The organism is Sinomonas sp. P10A9 (assembly GCF_041022165.1).
Classification (GTDB): Bacteria; Actinomycetota; Actinomycetes; order Actinomycetales; family Micrococcaceae; genus Sinomonas; species Sinomonas puerhi.
The window spans coordinates 3326904-3344606 of sequence record NZ_CP163302.1; the positions used below are offsets into that span (position 1 = coordinate 3326904).

Annotated in this window: 11 protein-coding genes; 4 read left to right on the plus strand and 7 right to left on the minus strand. The window is 70.1% G+C overall.

Features of this window, described 5'->3' with window-relative positions; all coding sequences use genetic code 11:
- The 3 genes from AB5L97_RS15255 (at position 1) to AB5L97_RS15265 (ending at position 5714) form a co-directional block, all read left to right on the plus strand.
- On the plus strand, positions 1 to 3372 hold the full coding sequence (locus AB5L97_RS15255) for an alpha-L-rhamnosidase C-terminal domain-containing protein (RefSeq protein ID WP_369045292.1): 3372 nt from the start codon (positions 1 to 3) through the stop codon (positions 3370 to 3372).
- A 103-nt stretch (positions 3373 to 3475) separates the two neighbouring features.
- A complete protein-coding gene (locus AB5L97_RS15260; protein WP_369045293.1) occupies positions 3476 to 4531 on the plus strand; it encodes a LacI family DNA-binding transcriptional regulator in 1056 nt (351 codons plus the stop codon).
- A 127-nt stretch (positions 4532 to 4658) separates the two neighbouring features.
- Positions 4659 to 5714, plus strand: coding sequence for a zinc-dependent alcohol dehydrogenase family protein (locus AB5L97_RS15265; RefSeq protein WP_369045294.1), 1056 nt, complete (start codon positions 4659 to 4661; stop codon positions 5712 to 5714).
- A gap of 16 nt (positions 5715 to 5730) precedes the next feature.
- On the opposite strand, the gene AB5L97_RS15270 is transcribed toward AB5L97_RS15265, so the two are convergent.
- The 5 genes from AB5L97_RS15270 to AB5L97_RS15290 all read right to left on the minus strand — a co-directional run bounded on the left by AB5L97_RS15270 (position 5731) and on the right by AB5L97_RS15290 (position 13601).
- A complete protein-coding gene (locus AB5L97_RS15270) occupies positions 5731 to 6549 on the minus strand; it encodes a hypothetical protein (RefSeq protein ID WP_369045295.1) in 819 nt (272 codons plus the stop codon).
- Between the two features lie 159 nt (positions 6550 to 6708).
- Complete coding sequence (locus AB5L97_RS15275; RefSeq protein WP_369045296.1) at positions 6709 to 9033, minus strand: hydantoinase B/oxoprolinase family protein; 2325 nt, start codon at positions 9031 to 9033, stop codon at positions 6709 to 6711.
- Between the two features lie 25 nt (positions 9034 to 9058).
- A complete protein-coding gene (locus AB5L97_RS15280; protein WP_369045297.1) occupies positions 9059 to 11185 on the minus strand; it encodes a hydantoinase/oxoprolinase family protein in 2127 nt (708 codons plus the stop codon).
- 34 nt (positions 11186 to 11219) lie between these two features.
- Positions 11220 to 11636, minus strand: a complete 417-nt coding sequence (locus AB5L97_RS15285) for an acetone carboxylase subunit gamma (RefSeq protein WP_369045298.1) — start codon at positions 11634 to 11636, stop codon at positions 11220 to 11222.
- Positions 11637 to 11684: 48 nt separating this feature from the next.
- A complete protein-coding gene (locus tag AB5L97_RS15290) occupies positions 11685 to 13601 on the minus strand; it encodes a hydantoinase/oxoprolinase family protein (protein WP_369045299.1) in 1917 nt (638 codons plus the stop codon).
- Between the two features lie 242 nt (positions 13602 to 13843).
- Here AB5L97_RS15290 and AB5L97_RS15295 point away from each other — a divergent pair, with 242 nt between their 5' ends.
- Positions 13844 to 15685 carry a sigma-54-dependent Fis family transcriptional regulator gene (locus AB5L97_RS15295; RefSeq protein ID WP_369045301.1) on the plus strand — a complete coding sequence of 614 codons (1842 nt, stop codon included), beginning with the start codon at positions 13844 to 13846 and terminating at the stop codon, positions 15683 to 15685.
- A gap of 91 nt (positions 15686 to 15776) precedes the next feature.
- On the opposite strand, the gene AB5L97_RS15300 is transcribed toward AB5L97_RS15295, so the two are convergent.
- The gene (locus AB5L97_RS15300) at positions 15777 to 16967 is read right to left on the minus strand and encodes an acetyl-CoA acetyltransferase (protein ID WP_369045302.1); all 1191 of its coding nucleotides are present in this window, start codon (positions 16965 to 16967) and stop codon (positions 15777 to 15779) included.
- Entirely contained in the window at positions 16967 to 17665 is a 699-nt protein-coding gene (locus tag AB5L97_RS15305) for a 3-oxoacid CoA-transferase subunit B (RefSeq protein WP_369045303.1), read from the minus strand. The genes AB5L97_RS15300 and AB5L97_RS15305 overlap by 1 nt, the downstream gene beginning before the upstream one ends.
- Positions 17666 to 17703 lie beyond the last annotated feature (38 nt).

The window sequence follows — 17703 nt, forward strand, 5'->3', positions numbered from 1 at the left end:
ATGGCGACCACCGGTACCGAAACGTCCAACGACTCCCAGGCGACCGCCCGCGAGGCCCTGGGCCCGCTCGTCCCCGTCCGGCTTCGCGTCGAGGGCGCCGAGCGATGCCTCACCGCGGGTCCGACTCCGCGGTTGTCGTGGCAGGCCGAGGCCCGCGCGGGCGCCGGGGATCCCTCGAGCGCCGGGACCCGCACTGGGGCCGAGGTGCCGGACGGACGGCTCACGCCCGTCGCCGCCGAGGCGAGGATCCTCGCCGTGGACGGGCGTGTCCTCTGGGCCCCGGGTCCTCTCGCGCTGCCGGCTCACGCCACGACGCGCGTGGTCGTTCCGGCCGCGTCCGCCCTCCCCCCGGACACGGAATGCTCCTGGACCGTGCGGCTCCGCTCGGCCGACGGCGCGTGGGGACCGTGGAGCGCAGAGCATGCCTTCGGCACGGGGCTCGGGGACGCTGACTGGACCGCCCAGTGGATCACGCGCGCGCCTGGAGGCCGCGCACCGATCCGAATTGTGCACGGGCTCGGAGGCAGGCCCGAGCTGCGTTGGCACGGGATCCCGTTCGTGCCCGCGCCGGCCGAGGCCGAGTTCGACTTCACCCTCGAGGCCGAGCTGCGACCCGTGCTCGGCGCGTGTGGGATCGTATTCCACAGCGGCGGCCCGGGCACCGGTCTCCTCCTCGAGCTCGGACCGGGGGACCGCATCACGCTCCGGCCGCTCGCGGCGTGGGGGCAACCGTGCGGACCCGAGGACTGGGCCAGCGCGCCACTGGCCGAGGCCGCGCTCCCCGCGCCCTCCCCCGCCTCGACCGACCGGCACCCGGACGGTCGCGTGCGGCCGGGCGAGACCCCCTGGCGACACCTCCGGGCGGAGGCCCGCGGCGGGAGGCTCGCGGTCGCCGTCGACGGCACGCCGGTTCTCGATACCGCGCTGCCCGCGCCCGCGGGGACGCTGCTCGGGCTGCACGCCACGCCCCGGGCCGAGGGCGCCCTGCGCGGTCTGACCTTGAGCAACGGCACAGAACCCTTCCGGTACAGCACCGCGGCCGACGGCCTCGCAGGCTGGCCCGCTGACACGCCCTTCCGCCAGCCCGACGAGTGGTCGCTCCTGCGCACCGAGGTACGGCTCGCAGGCCCCGTGCGCCGCGCCGTCCTCTACGCCGCGGCCCGGCATCAGGCCTGGGCATCCGTGGGCGGGCGTGAGGTCCTGGCCCTCTCCTCGTTCGGGTATCCGGGCGAGGACTACTACGATGCCGCGGACGTCACCAGCGCCGTCCGCGCGGCCGAAGCCGAGAGCGGCCGCATGGCCCTCGGCGTCCTCACGCACTGGTATGGCCCGGGCCAGGGACGCGCGTCGGGCCATCCCGGCCTCCTCGCGCAGCTGCACCTCGAGTACGCCGACGGGCGCCGCGAGGTGTTCGGCACCGGTCCGGGCTGGCGTGCCGCCGAGGCGCCCTACGCGCAGGCCGGCTATCGCAACGACGAGGGCGACCCGATCGAGCACGCCCTCGCTCCCCTCCCGGCGGGCTGGGACTCGCCCGGGTTCGCGGAGGGGCCGGGGTGGGGCCCCGGCGTCGTCCTCGGGACCCACCCACGGGAGGAGTTCCCGGCTCTGCACCCCCGCCGCGCGCACACGGCCGAGGAGCAGGTCGACCCGGTGCGCTGGCTCACCGCCGCGGACGGGACACGCGTCGCGGACTTCGGCGCGGTCCGGGCGCTGCGGCCACACGCGCCGTTCGACGGCGCGTCGGGGCCCGGCGAGACCGTGCGGCTCCGCGCGGGGTACAGCCTGAGGGCGGACGGGCGCGTGGACGAGGCAAAGACCCCGAGCCAGAACACGGACATGAGTTTCCTCGCCGGGCCAGGGTTCGCGGACACAAACACGGACACGGACACGGGCGCGGCCGACGGCGCGGCGCCGGGCGCTCCGTTCGAAGCCCGCGTCCACCTCGGCTTCCGCTACCTCGAGATCGAGGCCCGCGGAGCGCAGGGGGGCGTACCCGCGGGGGTGAGCGCCGCCGTCGTGCGTGCCGCGCACCCCGAGGCGCCGGCCGCGGTCGAGACGTCGGATTCCCGCCTCAACCGCGTCCTGGCGCTGCTGCAGGATTCGGCACTGCACGGAGTGCAGGAGCGTTTCACGGATACGCCGACCCGGGAGAAGGGACAGTTCCTCGCGGACGCCGTGAACATCTCACTCGCGACCATGGCCGCGTTCGGCGAACGCGAGTTCACGCGACAGGCACTGCGGGAGTTCGTGTGGTCAGGCACACGGTACTGGAACGCGCCCCAGGAGCGCGGCCGCCTCAACGCCGTCTACCCGAACGGGGACGGCAAGCGGGACATCCCCGACTTCTCGCTCATGCTGCCCGAGTGGGCCGAGGCCTACTGGCTGAACTCGGGCGACGACACGTTCGCCGCCGAGCTGTTGCCCGCGCTCGAGGCGACGTGCGGCTACGTGCGCCGCGCCATCCCTGACGCCGGCCCGTGCACGGGACTCGTCACGGACCTGCCGGGCGGCGGGGGGCCGTACCTGCACGGGATCGTGGACTGGCCCGGTCCGAACCGGCACGGCTACGACATGGCGGCTGCCGCCCGGACCGCAGTGAACGCGCAGGCGTACGCCGCGCTCACGTCGACGTCACGGCTCGCTGGCGTGCTCGGGCGCGAAGCACTCGCGGCCTCCCTGCGCGACTCCGCCGCCGCCCTGGCCGCGGCGATGGAGGCCAAGCTGCGGGTCGACGGGGTTCTCGTAGACGGCCTGCACGCGGACGGGGTGCCGAGCCGGCATGGATCCCAACATGCGTCGGCGAGCCCGCTCGCCGTCGGCGCCACGCTCGCGGACCACCGCAGTGCGGATGCGTGGCGTGCCGCGTCCCTCGGCCTGCAGATGGGGCCCATGACGTGGCACCGGCTGCTCGCCGCGCTCGTCCGCGAGGGGCTCGTGGAGGAGGCGCTCGCCCTCGTGCTCGACGACTCGTCACGCGGGCCGCTCGCCTGGCTCGACGCCGGCGCGACGTTCGCGTGGGAATCGTGGGAGATCGTCGAGGGGACCGACTACAGCCAGTCCCACGCGTGGGCGGCCGCCGCGTGGCCCGTGCTCGTGGACGGGATCCTCGGGCTGCGGCGCGTGGCGCCCGGCCGGTTCGAGGTCAGACCGCCCGCGTGCCGCCTCGAGCGGGCTCGTGCGGAGCTCCCCGTCGAGCAGGGCAGGCTGGGGATATCGTGGCGCCGTTCCGACGCCGGGGTGGAGCTCGAGTGCGAACTGCCTCCGGGGACCGAGGCGCTGGTCACCGTTCCGGACACGACGCACGACGCCGCGCCCCGCCTCCTCGGGCCGGGTCGCCACACGCTGGGGCCGGCTCGCTGGGGCATTCGGTGATCGTCACGTCCGCGGCTCGGGGGCGAGCCGCCGTCGTGCGCGAGGAACCGAGGCTCGCCCGGAGGCCCCGGAGCGGCTGCGGGGAAGGCGGTAGTCTCCCAGCATGAGCCGTTCCCGAACCGCGTCCGCCCCCGCGTCCGGCACCGCGAGCATCCGGGACGTCGCGGAGCTCGCGGGCGTGTCCGTGGGCACGGTCTCCAACGTGCTCAACCGGCCTGACATCGTGCGTCCTGCGACCGTCGAGCGCGTGCATGCGGCCATCAAGGAGCTCGGGTTCGTGCGCAACGACGCCGCGCGGCAGCTGCGCGCGGGCCGCTCGACGACGATCGGGCTCGTGGTGCTCGACGTCCGGAACCCGTTCTTCACCGACGTGGCACGCGGCGCCGAGGACGAGGCCGCGCACGACGGGCTCTCCGTCGTCATGGCGAACAGCGACGAATCAGCCGAGCGCGAGGCCTCGCATCTGGACTACTTCGAGACGCAGCGCGTGCTCGGAATGCTCATCTCGCCGATCGGCGACCTCGGAGACCGGCTCGAGCGCCTCCGGGCCGCGGGCACCCCGGTGGTGCTCGTGGACCGGACGGCGGGCAACCGCAGCCTGAGCTCGGTGGCCGTCGACGACGTCGAGGGCGGCCGCCTCGCCGCCCAGCACGTGCTCGGGCTCGGTCGGAGACGCCTCGCGTTCGTGGGCGGCCCGCACGATCTCGACCAGATGCGCGACCGCCTCGCCGGGGCCCGGGCCGCAGCCGACGGCGTCAAGGGAGCGAGCGTCGAGGGGATCGCGACGGCGGGACTCGGCTTCGAGGATGGTCGACGCGCCGCCAAGGCCCTCCTCGGGCGGCCAGCTTCCCAACGCCCGGATGCCCTCCTGGCGGGCAACGACCTCGTGGCGATCGGCGCGCTCCAGGTGCTGATGGGGGAGGGCGGACTCCGCGTCCCCGAGGATGTCGCGATCGTGGGCTACGACGACATCGACTTCGCGAGCGCCGCTGTGGTGCCCCTCTCGTCCGTGCGCCAGCCCCGTGAGCTGATCGGCGAGACCGCGGTGCAGATCCTGCGAGAGGAGGCCGAGGATCCGTCCCTTGAACCCCGGCAGGTGGTGTTCAAGCCCGAGCTCGTGGTGCGGGACTCGACCGTGGGGCGCGGCGCGCAGGGATGACCCCGGTGAGGACATAGGCCGTTGGTCCGTATCCTGCTCACGGGCCGGGGTTGTAGGTTCGCCGGTGGAGGCGCCATGCCCTCCTGAGCTGTGGCTGCAGCACACCCCGTGTCGAGGAGGTTCCACCATGAAAGCACTCGTCTACCACGGCCCCGGCCAGAAGGCCTGGGAGGACGTCCCGGACCCGGTCATCCAGGACGCCACCGATGCGATCGTCAAGATCGAGACCACCACGATCTGCGGCACCGACCTGCACATCCTCAAGGGCGACGTCCCCGCCGTGACCGATGGCCGCATCCTCGGGCACGAGGGCGTGGGAGTCGTCACCGAGGTGGGCCCGGACTGCACCAAAGTCAAAGTGGGCGACCGTGTGATCGTCTCGTGCATCACCAAGTGCATGGACTGCGACTTCTGCCGCGCCGGCCTCACGTCCCACTGCCAGACCGTGGGCGGCATCGGCTGGATCTTCGGCCACCTCATCGACGGGACCCAGGCCGAATACGTGCGCGTTCCGTTCGCCGACAATGGGCTCATCCCGCTCCCTGAGGGCGTCACGGCCGAGCAGGGTGCCATGCTCAGCGACATCCTGCCCACGGGCTACGAGATCGGCGTCCTGTACGGCGCGGTCAAGGAGGGCGACGTCGTCGCCGTCGTGGGGTCGGGACCGGTGGGCCTCGCGGCGATCATGACGGCGGGGCCCGCTGGTGCGTCGAAGGTCATCGCCGTGGATGGCAACGAGTACCGACTCGAGGAAGCGCGGAAGTTCGGCGCAACGGATACCGTGCTGGTGGCCGACGGCGTGGACGTCGCAGCCGAGCTGAAGAAGCTCAGCCGCGATGGGCTCGGCGTCGACGTCGCGATCGAGGCCGTGGGCATACCCGCGACGTTCACCACGGCGCTCGACTCGATCCGTCCCGGCGGCCGCGTGGCCAACGTGGGCGTGCACGGCAAGCCCGTCGAGTTCCCGATCGACCGCGACTGGATCAACAACATCACGATCACCACGGGCCTCGTGAATGCGACGACGGCGCCGGAGCTCCTCGACAAGATCAGCTCCGGCGCGATCGACCCCGCCAAGTTCGTGACCCACCGGTTCACCTTCGGGCAGATCGCCGCGGCCTATGACACCTTCGCCAACGCCGCGACGGAGAAGGCGCTCAAGGTCATCATCACCGCGGAGTAGCGGGCGGGGCTCGTCCTCACCGCAGGGACGCGAGCCGTGCGAGGACGGTGTCGGGGTCGGCGGCGGCAGGAACCGCGGTGAGGAGGAGCTCCGCATCGGGCGCTGGCGCACCGTCGGTCCAGAACGCGTCGGGCAGCCGTGCGGCCGCGCGGGCCTCCCCGGGGACGCCGACTCCCTCCTCGGTCATGTGGAGCACCCCCCATCGGTAGTGCTCCGCGGCATTGACCACCGGGCTGTAGGCTGCGAGGTCCTCGGCGGGCAGCACGCGCGAGCCGCCTTGGCTGTCCACTCCCTCATGACGGCCATCGAGGACCAGGCAGGTGATCGGCCTGTCCGCGTACCGGCGCAGCCAGTCCGAAACGTACATCGCTGCGGATTCCGCGTGGTCTGGGGTGATCGCGGAGAGGTCCGGATTCCCGGCGGCTCCCTGCGCGATAGCGAGCCACGCAAGCGGCGAGGGGGCCAGCAGTGCCAGCGGGGCGTGGCTCATGTGCGGAATCGCGGCGAGGGCCCGGCCCACCGCCTCGCCGACCGCGTCCGAGGCGAGCAGCGTGCGCAGGGCGTAGCCGGTCCTTGAGCGCGCCGCCATATCCTCGACGAGCGAGGGGTGCTCGGCGAGGACGGCGTCGACCAGTGGCGCGACCGGCACGACGGTCGCGTCCGAGCCGAGCAGAGCCTGGGCCTTGCCATAGTAGGCCGCGAGCTCGGGCGCGTCGGTCCAGGGCAGGGGTGCCCGGAGGATCCGGCGTGCGCCGAACGCAGTGTGGTCGATGAAGAGCGCGGGTGGGGAGGCGGCGCTGCGGGGCGCCAGCAGGTCGTCGAGGGCGGTGGACATGGCTCTCCTTGGGATGGACGACGCCGGGCGCGCACCGAGGCTTCGAGGCTCGCCCGGGGCTAGGGGATTGGGGGTTAGAGGGCTTGGAGGCTCGGGGGGGCCCACGGGGCCGGCCGCTGGCGGCGCGACCCCGCAGGCGGGTGGAGTACGGCGTCCCGGCTAGGACTTGACCGGCTGGCGGTCGTTGTACTTCGTCTCGAGCTCGAGGATCCGCTGCTCGAGCTTGGAGATCTTCACTTCCCGGCGGTCCGGGATCATGATGATCGGCATCTCGTCGATCATCTTCGTCACGCGCTCAGGGCCGTTCACGGTGAAGACGGTCGCGGTCAGCTCGTCCGTGTCGTCACCCCAGGACCCGTAGTAGAGGAGGTCCGCGGGCGGCTCCTCCGTGACGAACTCCTTGATGAACTCGGCGTACGGCTTGCCCTGTGCCCGCCGGCGCTCGCGCTGTGCCGCGCGGAGGCGCTCGGTGCCCTCGGCGTCGAGGCGGAAGTGCTCCTCGTCGTACGCCACGCAGAAGATGTCCCGGGCGACCTTCGCCGAGACGCGGCCGAGTTCGGCGTCGCGCACCACGGACTCCGGGTCGCGCTCGAGGGGATCGCCGTAGCCGCCGCCCGCGCCCTGGCTGATCATGTAGAGCTCGCCGTCCTTGGCGACGTCGAACTGGAGGCCCATGTGCGCCGTCGTGTACTTCGCGCCCTCGAAGGGCTGCTCGTTCATGACCTTCTCCATCGAGAGGTCGAACGTCTTCGGGTCGCGGCGGAAGTGCTCGTAGGCGTTGACGCCCTTGACCATCGCCAAGGGGTACGTCCCGCAGCCGTATCCGCCGAACATGCCGTAGACCGAGCTGAACTTCGCACCCGAGGTCACGGTCATGAAGCCCCAGTGAGGGGTGCCCTCGGAGGCCACGATCATCTCGTAGCCCATGCCGCCGGTGAACTTGCCGAAGCCCATGTTGTCCTTGACGAGGCGCTTCGAGACGAGCTGCATGAACGGCACCTCCTCCTCCATGACCTCTTGCTCCGCAGTGTCCGCCATGGCGCAGAAGAGCGGGGACACCGAGTCCTCCCCGTCCTTGAACGGCTTGGCGCCGCCCGGCATACCGTTGAGGTCGGCACAGAGGTTGCCCACCTGATCCCCGTGCTGCGTCTCGCCGCCCCAGAGGAACGTGTTGATCTGGTTGAACCAGTTGGCCACCACATTGGAGTACTTGATGTGGTTGGAGAACTGCAGCTTCCCGAAGGACGCCTGGAGCGCCGAGAACCCGCGGAAGCTCGCCTGCAGCGACTGGCCCATCGGGGCGTCATAGCCAGCGTCGGCCCAGGTCCCCTCGTCGGAGATGATCTCGATGCAGCTCATCGCCGAGGTGCATCTCGGGAGATCGGGCCACCAGAAGGCGAGGATGGCCTGCATCATCATCGACTTGACGGAACACAGGGGCGAGTTGATGGCTCGGTTGAAGATTTCCGGCCCGGTGCCGCGCAGGTCGATCGTCATGTGTTCGCCCTTGACGGTGATCTTGCACGCGAGCTTGATGAGGATGTTCTCCTTCAGCGTGCTGTCCATGAACTGGTTGAAGCTCACCGTCCCGTCGGGCAGCTCGGAGATGCGGCGACGCACCTCCACGTCGACATCCTCGACCGTCATGCGAAGGGCCGCCACGAACGTCTCGACCCCCACCTCGTCGATGAGTGTGTTGATGCGGTCCATGATGCGGTTGACCGCACCCATCTTGACCTTGAGGTCGGCGAGCTGGAGCTTGGGGTCGCGCACCGAGTGCTGGAGGAACGTGAGGAGATCCCGGCGGAGGTATCCACCCTCGACGATCTTGAAGGGGCTCATGCGGAGACCGTCGTCGAAGGCGGTCTCGGAGCCGGAGGGCATACCGCCGGGCTCGCAGGCGCCGTTCTCGCCCTCGTGGATCGTCGCCGCCACCCAGGCGATGATCTGATCATCCCGGATAATCGGCATGATCATCGACTGGTCCGTGTTGTGGACGTTCCCGTAGCGGGCGTCGTTGTGGATGAACCCGTCGCCCGGATTGACGCCCACGGTCGGCTCGTCCTTCCAGTACTTCATGATGTACCGGATCGGATGGTGGAGGATCGCACTGAAGGCGATGACGCCATGGCACGAGAGGTAGGAGACGTCACCGGCGGCGGTGTAGATCGCCGTCGTGAGGTCGCCCCATTTCGCGCCGGGTGCCGCGCCCTGGGCCTCGCACATCTCGTAGCCCTCATCGAGGGCACCCGCGACGCGCTTGCGGATGCGCTCGGCCTCGAGCCGGTCCACGCCCTGGGCGATGCACGCGTCCTCGTAGGGCGAGCGCTCCGCGATGCTGTGCGACCTCATGATCTCGGGGTCGGGGCCGAGGAAGAGGGTGGTGTCGTCCATGAACTTCTCGACCCACTCCTGCTCCTGCGGTGTGAGGGCGGCCTTGGTGGTGCTGACCGCGTCGAGGCGGTCGTCGTTGACGATGGTCATGATTGTTCTCCTGGTCGTACGACAGTCAGTCCTGCAGGAACCAGACGGCACCCTGCGCGGTGGGTTCGAGCCTCCAGCCGGGCTCGACGAGGAAGGTGGTGGTCTCCGTGGTGACGATCGCGGGCCCCGGGATGACCGCTTCGCCTGTCAGGGCGGTCTGGTTGTAGACCGGGGTCTCGAGCGGCTGCGGCTCGTCGACGAAGTGGACGCGCCGACTGCCCGCCGCTGCGGGCACGGAGCGCTCGCCGCCGTGCTCGAGCGAGCCGAAGGCGACCTTGTCGCCCTCGACGTAGGCGGCCACCCGGACGGTGCCGACCCGGATTCCTGCCTCAGGGGCGGCGCACGAGGCTCCGAAGCGGTGGCTGTAGACGTCGCCGAACGTCTTGATCATGTGCAGGACGTCGCCGACGCCGGTCATCCTCGTGATGTCGAGCGGGACCGCCTGCGTGAGGAGCTGGTTGCCGTAGCGCATGTCGAGCTCGAGCCGGTACCGGACGTCCTGGGGAGCGAAGCCCTGGCGCACGAGGTCCTCGCGGCCGCGCGCCTCGAGTTCCTCAACGATGGCGTTGAACTCGTCGTACTCGTCGAACAGAGCGCGGGTCGTCGCGTTGTACATGATGATGTGCGCACCACGCTCGTGGAAGTGGAGCTGCTCGACGTTCCCGGCGCCGCATGCCGAAAACACCGAGCTGAAGGGCGGGGCGAGGACCTTCCGGATCCCGGCGTGCTTGGCGATGCCGCACGCATGCAGCGGGCCGTTGCCTCCGTAGGCGAGCATGGTGAAGTCCTCCGGGAGGTAGCCGCGGACGCGGAGCTCCTTGCCGATCCCGATCGCCATCTGCTCGTCGACGCTGCGCTTGATGATCTTGGCAATCTCGAGGACGTTGAGGTCGAGTTCGTCGCTGAGCGTCTCCTCGATCGCGAAGTACGAGCGCTTCGGGTTGAGCTTGATGTAGCCGTTGGCGTAGTTCTCGGGGTCCAGATAGCCCAAGAGGAGATCGGCGTCCGTCACCGTGGGGCGCAGGCCGCCGCGGTCGTAGCAGGCCGGGCCCGGGTTAGAGCCGGCGGACTCGGGCCCGATCCGGACGCTGTGGTGGATCCGGTCGTAGCTCGCGATCGAGCCGCCGCCGGCACCGAGGGTGTCGAGGTGGACCATGGGCACCGAGACGAGCCAGCGGTCGATGGTCGGCTGGAAGTCGTAGTGCTTGACGCCCCCGGCGGGGACGAGGCCGATGTCGAAGGATGTGCCGCCCATGTCGGTGGAGATCACGTTGCCGAGGCCGGTCGCGTCGGAGAGGTGCTGGGCCGCCCCGACTCCTGCGATCGGGCCCGAGTGAATGGTCTGCAGTGCGTCCGTCGAGTTCATCTGGGCCATGCCGCCCGAGTTGTGGTTGACCAGCATGGGCTTGGTGTAGCCGGCGTCGCGCAGGTTGTTGGACAACTGGGAGAGTGCGTGGAACATCGTCGCGTGCAGGAACGCGTCGACGATCGTCGAGGTCGCCCGGACGTACTCGCCCTTGCGACCGGACACCTGGTGTCCCAGGAGCACAGGGATCGCGCCGAGTTCGTGGGCGGGGTACTCGTCGAGAATGATCTCCTGGATCTGCAGCTCGTGCTCGGGGTTCTCGGTGGCATTGGTCAACGAGACGACGATCGCCTCGGCGCCGGCGTCCACGAGCTCGCGGACAACGCCGCGGACGTCGTCCTCCTGGAGCGCGGCCACGACCTTCCCCGCGGAGTTGACCCTCTCCCTGACAGACCGGATGAGGGCCCGCGGGACGAGCGGCACGGGGCGCTCCGCGGCAGGCAGGTTCTGCTGCATCTCGTAGCCGAGGCCCTCCCCATAGCCGCGGCCGCGGGACAGCGGGATCGTGTCCTCGAATCCGTGCGTGACGATGGCTGCGACCTTCGGGCCCTTGCGCTCGATGAGGGCATTCGTCCCGAGCGTCGTCGCATACCGCACGGAGTCAACCTCGGAGAGCACGGTGGTCCTATCGAGACCAGCGCGGGAACAGGCCAGGTCCAGGGCCTCGTTGAAGCCGAGGGCGAGGTTGTGGTGGGTGGTCAGTGCCTTTGCCTCAATGTAGTTGTCTTCCCAGACGAAGAAGCAGTCGGTGAATGTGCCGCCGATGTCGACGGAAATGCGCTTCATGGTTCGGTGTCTCCTTTGACGTGTCGGGGGGCGCTCAGCGGGCCTGGCGCGCGGCTTTGAGCCGTGCCGCGTACTTCCGGGCGTCCTCGCCCGGGCCATAGGTGAAGGCCTCCTCGGGGTCGACGCCGCGCGCGGTCCACTGCTGGCGCAGGGCAGGGAGGTCCCACACCATGTCGACTGTCGGCGGGTGGCCCGGTGGCACGTACTCGGTCTCGAGCTGGGTCGCGCACCCGGGGCAGTAGAACTCGAGGATCCGGCAGTACGAGGGATCGGGGCTGAAGGTGTACTCGTACCGCTCCGGGTCGATGATCGGCTGGTGGATCTCCCGCGGATCGCGGTCGTAAACTAGGCAGCCTGGCTTGTAGTTACCGTTGGCGTCGCCGAGGTCGTGGCCGCACACGCGGCAGGTCCAGCGCTCGCCGTCGAGGTCGATCAGCAGGTACTCGGTCATGGGGACTCGCATCGTCGGGTGTCCTTCTCTTGTTCCAGGGTGAGGGGGTCAGCGGGGATCGGTGAGGATGAGGTCGCCATTGGAGGTCACATCCAGCTCCCATCCGCCGGAGACCCGCGCCGTGAAGAAGGGGCCCTCGACAATGGCCGGTCCCACGGCGTGCGCGCCGTGCCGCTGGTCGTCGAGGACGTAGACAGGAAGCTCCGCACGCTGGGTGTCGGACATCCGCACCAAGCGGCTGCCCGCGCTGGTGGCGGTCTGGCGCACCGCGGCCGAGCCGTCTGCCAGCGGGGAATGCGGCAGGTTCGCGCTCACCTCGAGGCGCAGTGAGAGCTGCTCCCCTGAGACGGCCGAGGCTTCGCCCCGGGCGTAGGCTGCGTCCTCGATGGCCTCGCCGCGCGCGTCCTCGCCCACGAGCGTCCAGTGGAGCGTGCACCCCTCAAGCGCGTAGCCCTCCTGGAACATGTCCCGTCCGGCGCGCGCCGCGAGCTGGTCGGCAAGGGACGCCAGCGCCGGGGCACTACGATCCTCGACAGCCGCCTCATACGTCTTGCCGATGTCCGAGAAGCTGATCCCGAAGGCCGAGAAGACGGCTGCCATGCGGGGGACAAGGACGGTCTTCACGCCGGCAAGCTCCGCCGCCCCACACGCGCTCATTGGACCGGCTCCCCCGAAGGCCGCGAGCGTCGTGCGGTCCTCGGCGAGGTGCCCGACGGCACCGGCCATGGTCGCGTAGTAGGCCTGTTCCATCTGGACGAGGGCCTCCTCGAGGGAGATCCCGAGAGGCTCGGCGATCGTCGAGCGGATCACGGCCTCCGAGCGTGCGGCGTCGAGGCTCATCTGGCCACCGAGATAGCTGGCGGGATCGAGGACTCCGAGCAGGAGGTTGACGTCGGTGATCGTGGCCTCCTTGCCCCCGAGGCCGAAGCAGGCCGGCCCCGGGGCGGCCCCGACGGAGCGGGGGCCGACGGTGATCGCGCCGTCGCGCACGGCGATGATCGAGCTCCCCCCGACGCCGGAGGAATGGACGTCGCTCATAGGGAACGAGGTCGGGGCGCCCTCGACGACCCCACGGCGCGTGGTGCGGATGACGCCATCCTCGACGACGCCGACGTCCGTCGTCGTCCCCCCGACATCCATCATGAGCACGTGCTCGAGGCCGTAGCTCTCAGCGAGCGCCCGCGTCCCCTCGAGCCCGCCGCGGGGACCGGACGAGTACGTCTTGAGCGCCACGGACTTCGCGACCCGGGACGACGCCCCGTCATTGCGGTACACAAGGAGCGGGTTGCTGACCTTGTGCTCGCGCAGCCGTGCCTGGGCCTGGAAGAGGAAGCCCTCCATGACCGGGTGGAGGAACGTGTTGATCACGGAGGACCAACCGCGGCGCGTACGAAGCCGGTCGGGCACGAACTCCCAGCTGTACAGGAACGGCACAGATCCCAGAAGGTGGCGCGGGAACGCGCGCAGAAGGACGGTCCTGATCGCGGCCTCGGCCTCGGGGGTGTCGGCAATCACCACGATCCGCGCCGCCCCATTCGTCGTGAGGGCGTTGACCTTCTGCACGAGCGACCTCTCGAGCGCGTCTGCCTCCAACGAGGTGTCGACGCTCTCCACGCGGGTGCCCACGAGGTCATCGAAGAGGGCCCTCGCACTGTCCGGACCCGAGCGCATCTCGTCGACCACGCCCGGCTCCTCGACGATGAGGCCGATCGCGGGGCCCTTCCGTTCGACGAGGGCGTTCGTGCCCTGAGTGGTCGAATAGCGGATGTGGGCCGTGTGGTGGAGGAGGCGCTCGAGGTCTGTCTCGCCGTAGAGCGCCTTGGAAGCCTTGGATATCCCGTCGAAGAGGCACTCCGACAGGTCGTAGGGCGTGGTCAGGGTCTTGGTGAACGAGAACGACGAGCCATCCCAGACACAGATGTCGGTCAGTGTCCCGCCATTGTCAATGTTGATGAGGTGCTCCATTGCTTTCCTTGCATCGAAGGGTGTGGGGCGGCAGCTCTGCCCGCTTGGATCCATCATTCGAGTGATCCAGGTCACGGCGCTGTCCCACCGTGGGACACCCCCAAACGCTGCCCGGGCTCGTGTGGGAAGCAGTGCCAGGGTGTCCCAGATTGGGACATTCATCGGACCCCCGTCCTGAGACCGGGGTCACAGATGAGAAAATGGATGGATCACAGCAGGCATGGGTCACAAGGAGGTGATGCATGGACCGTTTGGAGCGTCAGGTTCAGATTGCCGTGGCCCGCGAACAGCTGCTCCAGAACGCCCGTGCGGACACGAGCGCGGTCTCGGAGGTTGTCGCCGCGTCGTGGCGGCGGAGCGTCTCAGCCGGGGTCGACACGGGCGCGCTATCCGTCAGCTTCCATGCGGACATCGACACCGCATCGCGCCTTGCCCGCTGCGCCCAGCCCGTCATCGACCGGCTGCACGGGGAGACGTCGGACCTCGCGCTCGTCATCGCCCTGACCGACAACCGGGCTCGGATCCTCTCCCGCGTGGACACCTCGTCCCAGGCAGGGACCCTGTTCGACGGCGTCCACCTGGCTCCCGGCTTCGAGTACGCAGAAGGAGTGCTCGGCACCAACGGCGTCGGCTCGACCCTCGAGTCGGGGCAGCCGGTGAGCATCGTGGGAACCGAGCACTTCCACGAGCAGCTCCAACTCTTCGCCTGCACCGGGGCCCCGATCCTGGACCCCGTCTCGGGGCGGGTCGAGGGGGTCTTGGACCTGAGCCTGCTCAGCCGGCACTGGACTCCGGTGCTGCATTCCCTCGTGCGGGCCGCCGCGCACGACATCTCCCGGAACCTGCTGATCGACCGGAGCCAGAGCCAGCAGGCGCTCTTCGAGACATATGTCAGAGCCGACGCGCGCACGCGCCACGCAGTCCTGGCGTTCGGCGCGTCCATCGAGATGGCCAACGCTGCCGCCCAGCTCACCTTCACGCCGCAGGAGCGGAGCGTCATCGGCGACCACGCGCGCTTCGTCTTCTCCAACCGCCACAAGGCCAGCGAGAACCTCGTCCTCGAGTCGGGCAAAGTCGTCAGACTCCACGGCACCCGGATCGTCGTCGGGACGGACATCGCCGGCATCGTCGTCGTGGCCGAGGTCAAGGCCGGAACGGGCCTGGCGCGGACCCCAGAGATCGCCGACCGGGTCCTGCCCTCCCCCTCGGCGCCCCCAGACTCCTCCGGGGCGCACCTCCCGGGGCTCGCGCCCCCGCTGTTCCGCGCGGGCAGCGCCCGCACGGCCGCCTGGTGCCGGGCGGCCGACGACGTCCGGTCGAGCGTGCGCGAACGTCGCCCCGTACTCGTCCAAGGTGAGACGGGCACGGGCAAGTTCACGCTCGTCCTGGAGCAGTTCCATGGGATCCGCTGCACCGGAAGGAGCCTGTCCTTCGACGCGGGCTCCTTCGACGCAAAGGCCTATGAGGACGCCGACCTCGACGTCCTCCTCGCCGCCGAGGAGACGCTCTGCGTCTTCCGCAACATCGACGAGCTGAGCACCGAGGGCGCCCAGCGTCTCGACGAGCTCCTGACGCGTCTGCGGGCGTCGGGCAGGAACGTACAGATCGCCGCCACGCTCTCGGACGCCGCGGTAGACAGCGGGCTCCCGTTCCGGCAGGCACTCGCGCACTTCAAGGCCTCGGTGACGGTGCCGCCGATCCGCTTCCGTGCGGAGGACATCCCCGAGCTCGTGTCCGAAATCCTCCAGGCCCTGGCCCCCGACCGCGAACTCCGGGTGGATGCGGCGGCTATGGCGGTCATCAGGCGCTACCCGTGGCCGCGCAACCTCGACCAGCTGAGGGAGGCCCTCGCCCACGCCGTCGGCCGACGGCCAGCCGGCACGATCACGCGGGAGGACCTCCCCGCCTACTGCTACAGCCATCCCCGGCGCCAACTCACCACCGTGGAGCAGTCCGAACGCGACACGATCGTGTCCGCGCTCCAGACCACCGAGGGGAACCGGGTCAAGGCCGCCGAATACCTTGGCATGTCGAGGTCCTCGCTGTACCGGAAGATCGAGCGGTTCGCCATCACGACCCTCTAGCCTCCACCGGCCCGCCGTCCCCACCGGACCTCTGTTCTCCCCCGGCCTTCTCCCCTGCAGAGACGAGCTCTCCCGGTTCAGGGACGGGGACTCAGACGGCCTCGAGCACGCTCACGTAGTTCGCGATCGCGAGGCCGCCCATGTTGTGCACGGCCGCCCGGCGCGCGCCGGGGAGCTGCATCTCCCCGGCGCTCCCGGTGAGCTGCATGGCCGCGACCACGTGCTGCGACACGCCCGTGGCTCCCACAGGATGGCCCTTGGCCTTGAGCCCGCCGGACAGGTTGACCGGCAGCCGACCGCCCCGGTACACGGACCCGTCCTCGATCGCCACGCTCCCCTTGCCCCGCTCCGCGAGCCCCATCACCTCGTACATGAGGAGCTCGGCGATCGTGAAGCAGTCGTGGACCTCGGCGAGGTCGAGGTCCACGAGGTCCGCGCCGGCCATGGACAGGGCCCGGGCCCACGCGGCCCGGCTGCCGGCGAACTCGAGCGGGTCGCGCTTCGCGGCGGGCAGGAAGTCGTTCGCGTGCCCGAACCCTGCGAGGCGCACGGGATCCGCGGCCGCGCCCGACGGCGCGTGGTCGGCCGAGAGCACGAGGGCGGCGGCGCCGTCGGACACCGGCGAGCAGTCGGTGCGCCGCAGCGGCGCGTCCACGATGGGGTTCTTCTCCGAGACGGTGCGGCAGAACTCCTCGCCGAAGTCGCGGTGCATGTGCGCGTACGGGTTGGCCATGCCGTTGCGGTGGTTCTTGGCGGCGATCGATCCGAGCACGTCGGAGACCCTGCCGTAGCGGTCCTCATAGGCCCGGGCCACCTCGGCGAAGAGCCCGGTGAAGCCCGTGGTCGAGGGCTTCCCGGCCGACTCGTACCCCGCACCCAGGAGTGCCGCGCCCACGGTGTCGGGCCCGGCGGCGGTCATTTTCTCGGCGCCGATCACGAGCACGTTCCGCGCCGTCCCGGCCAGGAGCGCCTTGACGCCCTGCTGGAACGCGCCCGAGCCGGAAGCGCACGCGTTCTCGACGCGCGTCGCGGGCACATTGGCGAGGTTGTCGGAGACCTGCAGCGCGAGCGAGGACGCGAACGCGAGCGGCACCATGCCGGCGTTGTAGTTGCCGAGGTAAATCTCGTCGATCTGGCCCGGCTCGAGGCCCGAGTTCTCGATGGCCTCGCGCGCGGCGGTCACGATGAGCGACTCGAGCGTCTCCCCCTCGAGCTTCCCGAACCGGGTGTGGCCCCACCCCGTGAGCAGGACGTCGGTCCCGAACTGGTCCTTGAGCGACATCAGCGCGTCACCTCCGCCAGGGCATCCGCCTGCGCAGCCTCGGGGGCTACGTCGAATTCCGCGCCCGTCTTGTCCCGCAGCTCCTCGAGCCCGACGCCGGGGGCGAGCTTTACGAGCGTGAGCCCCCGCGCGCCGTCGTGCGCATCGCCTTGCCCGAGCACGTCGAACACCGCCAGGTCGGTGATGATCCGGTCCACGACCCCAACTCCGGTGAGCGGCAGGGTGCACTCTGCGACGATCTTGGGGGTGCCGTCCTTGGCGACATGCTCGGTGAGCACGACGACGCGCGGCGTCCCCGCCACGAGGTCCATGGCCCCGCCCATGCCCTTGACCATCTTGCCGGGAATCTGCCAGTTGGCGAGGTCACCGCTGCCGGACACCTGCATGGCCCCGAGGATCGCCACCTTGACGTGGCCGCCGCGGATCATGCCGAAGCTCGTGGCGGAGTCGAAGATCGAGCCGCCGGGCAGGACCGTCACGGTCTGCTTGCCGGCGTTGATGAGGTCGGCGTCCTCGTCGCCCTCGTAGGGGAACGGGCCCATGCCGAGCAGCCCGTTCTCGCTCTGCAGGTGCACGGTCACGCCGTCGGGAAGGTTGTTGGCAACGAGGGTCGGGATGCCGATCCCGAGGTTCACGTAGTCGCCGTCGCTCAGCTCGGTGGCGGCGATCGCCGCCATCTCATCGCGGGTCCAAGCCATGGAAGGTCTCCTTATGGAAGTCAAATTCTGGGAGTCAG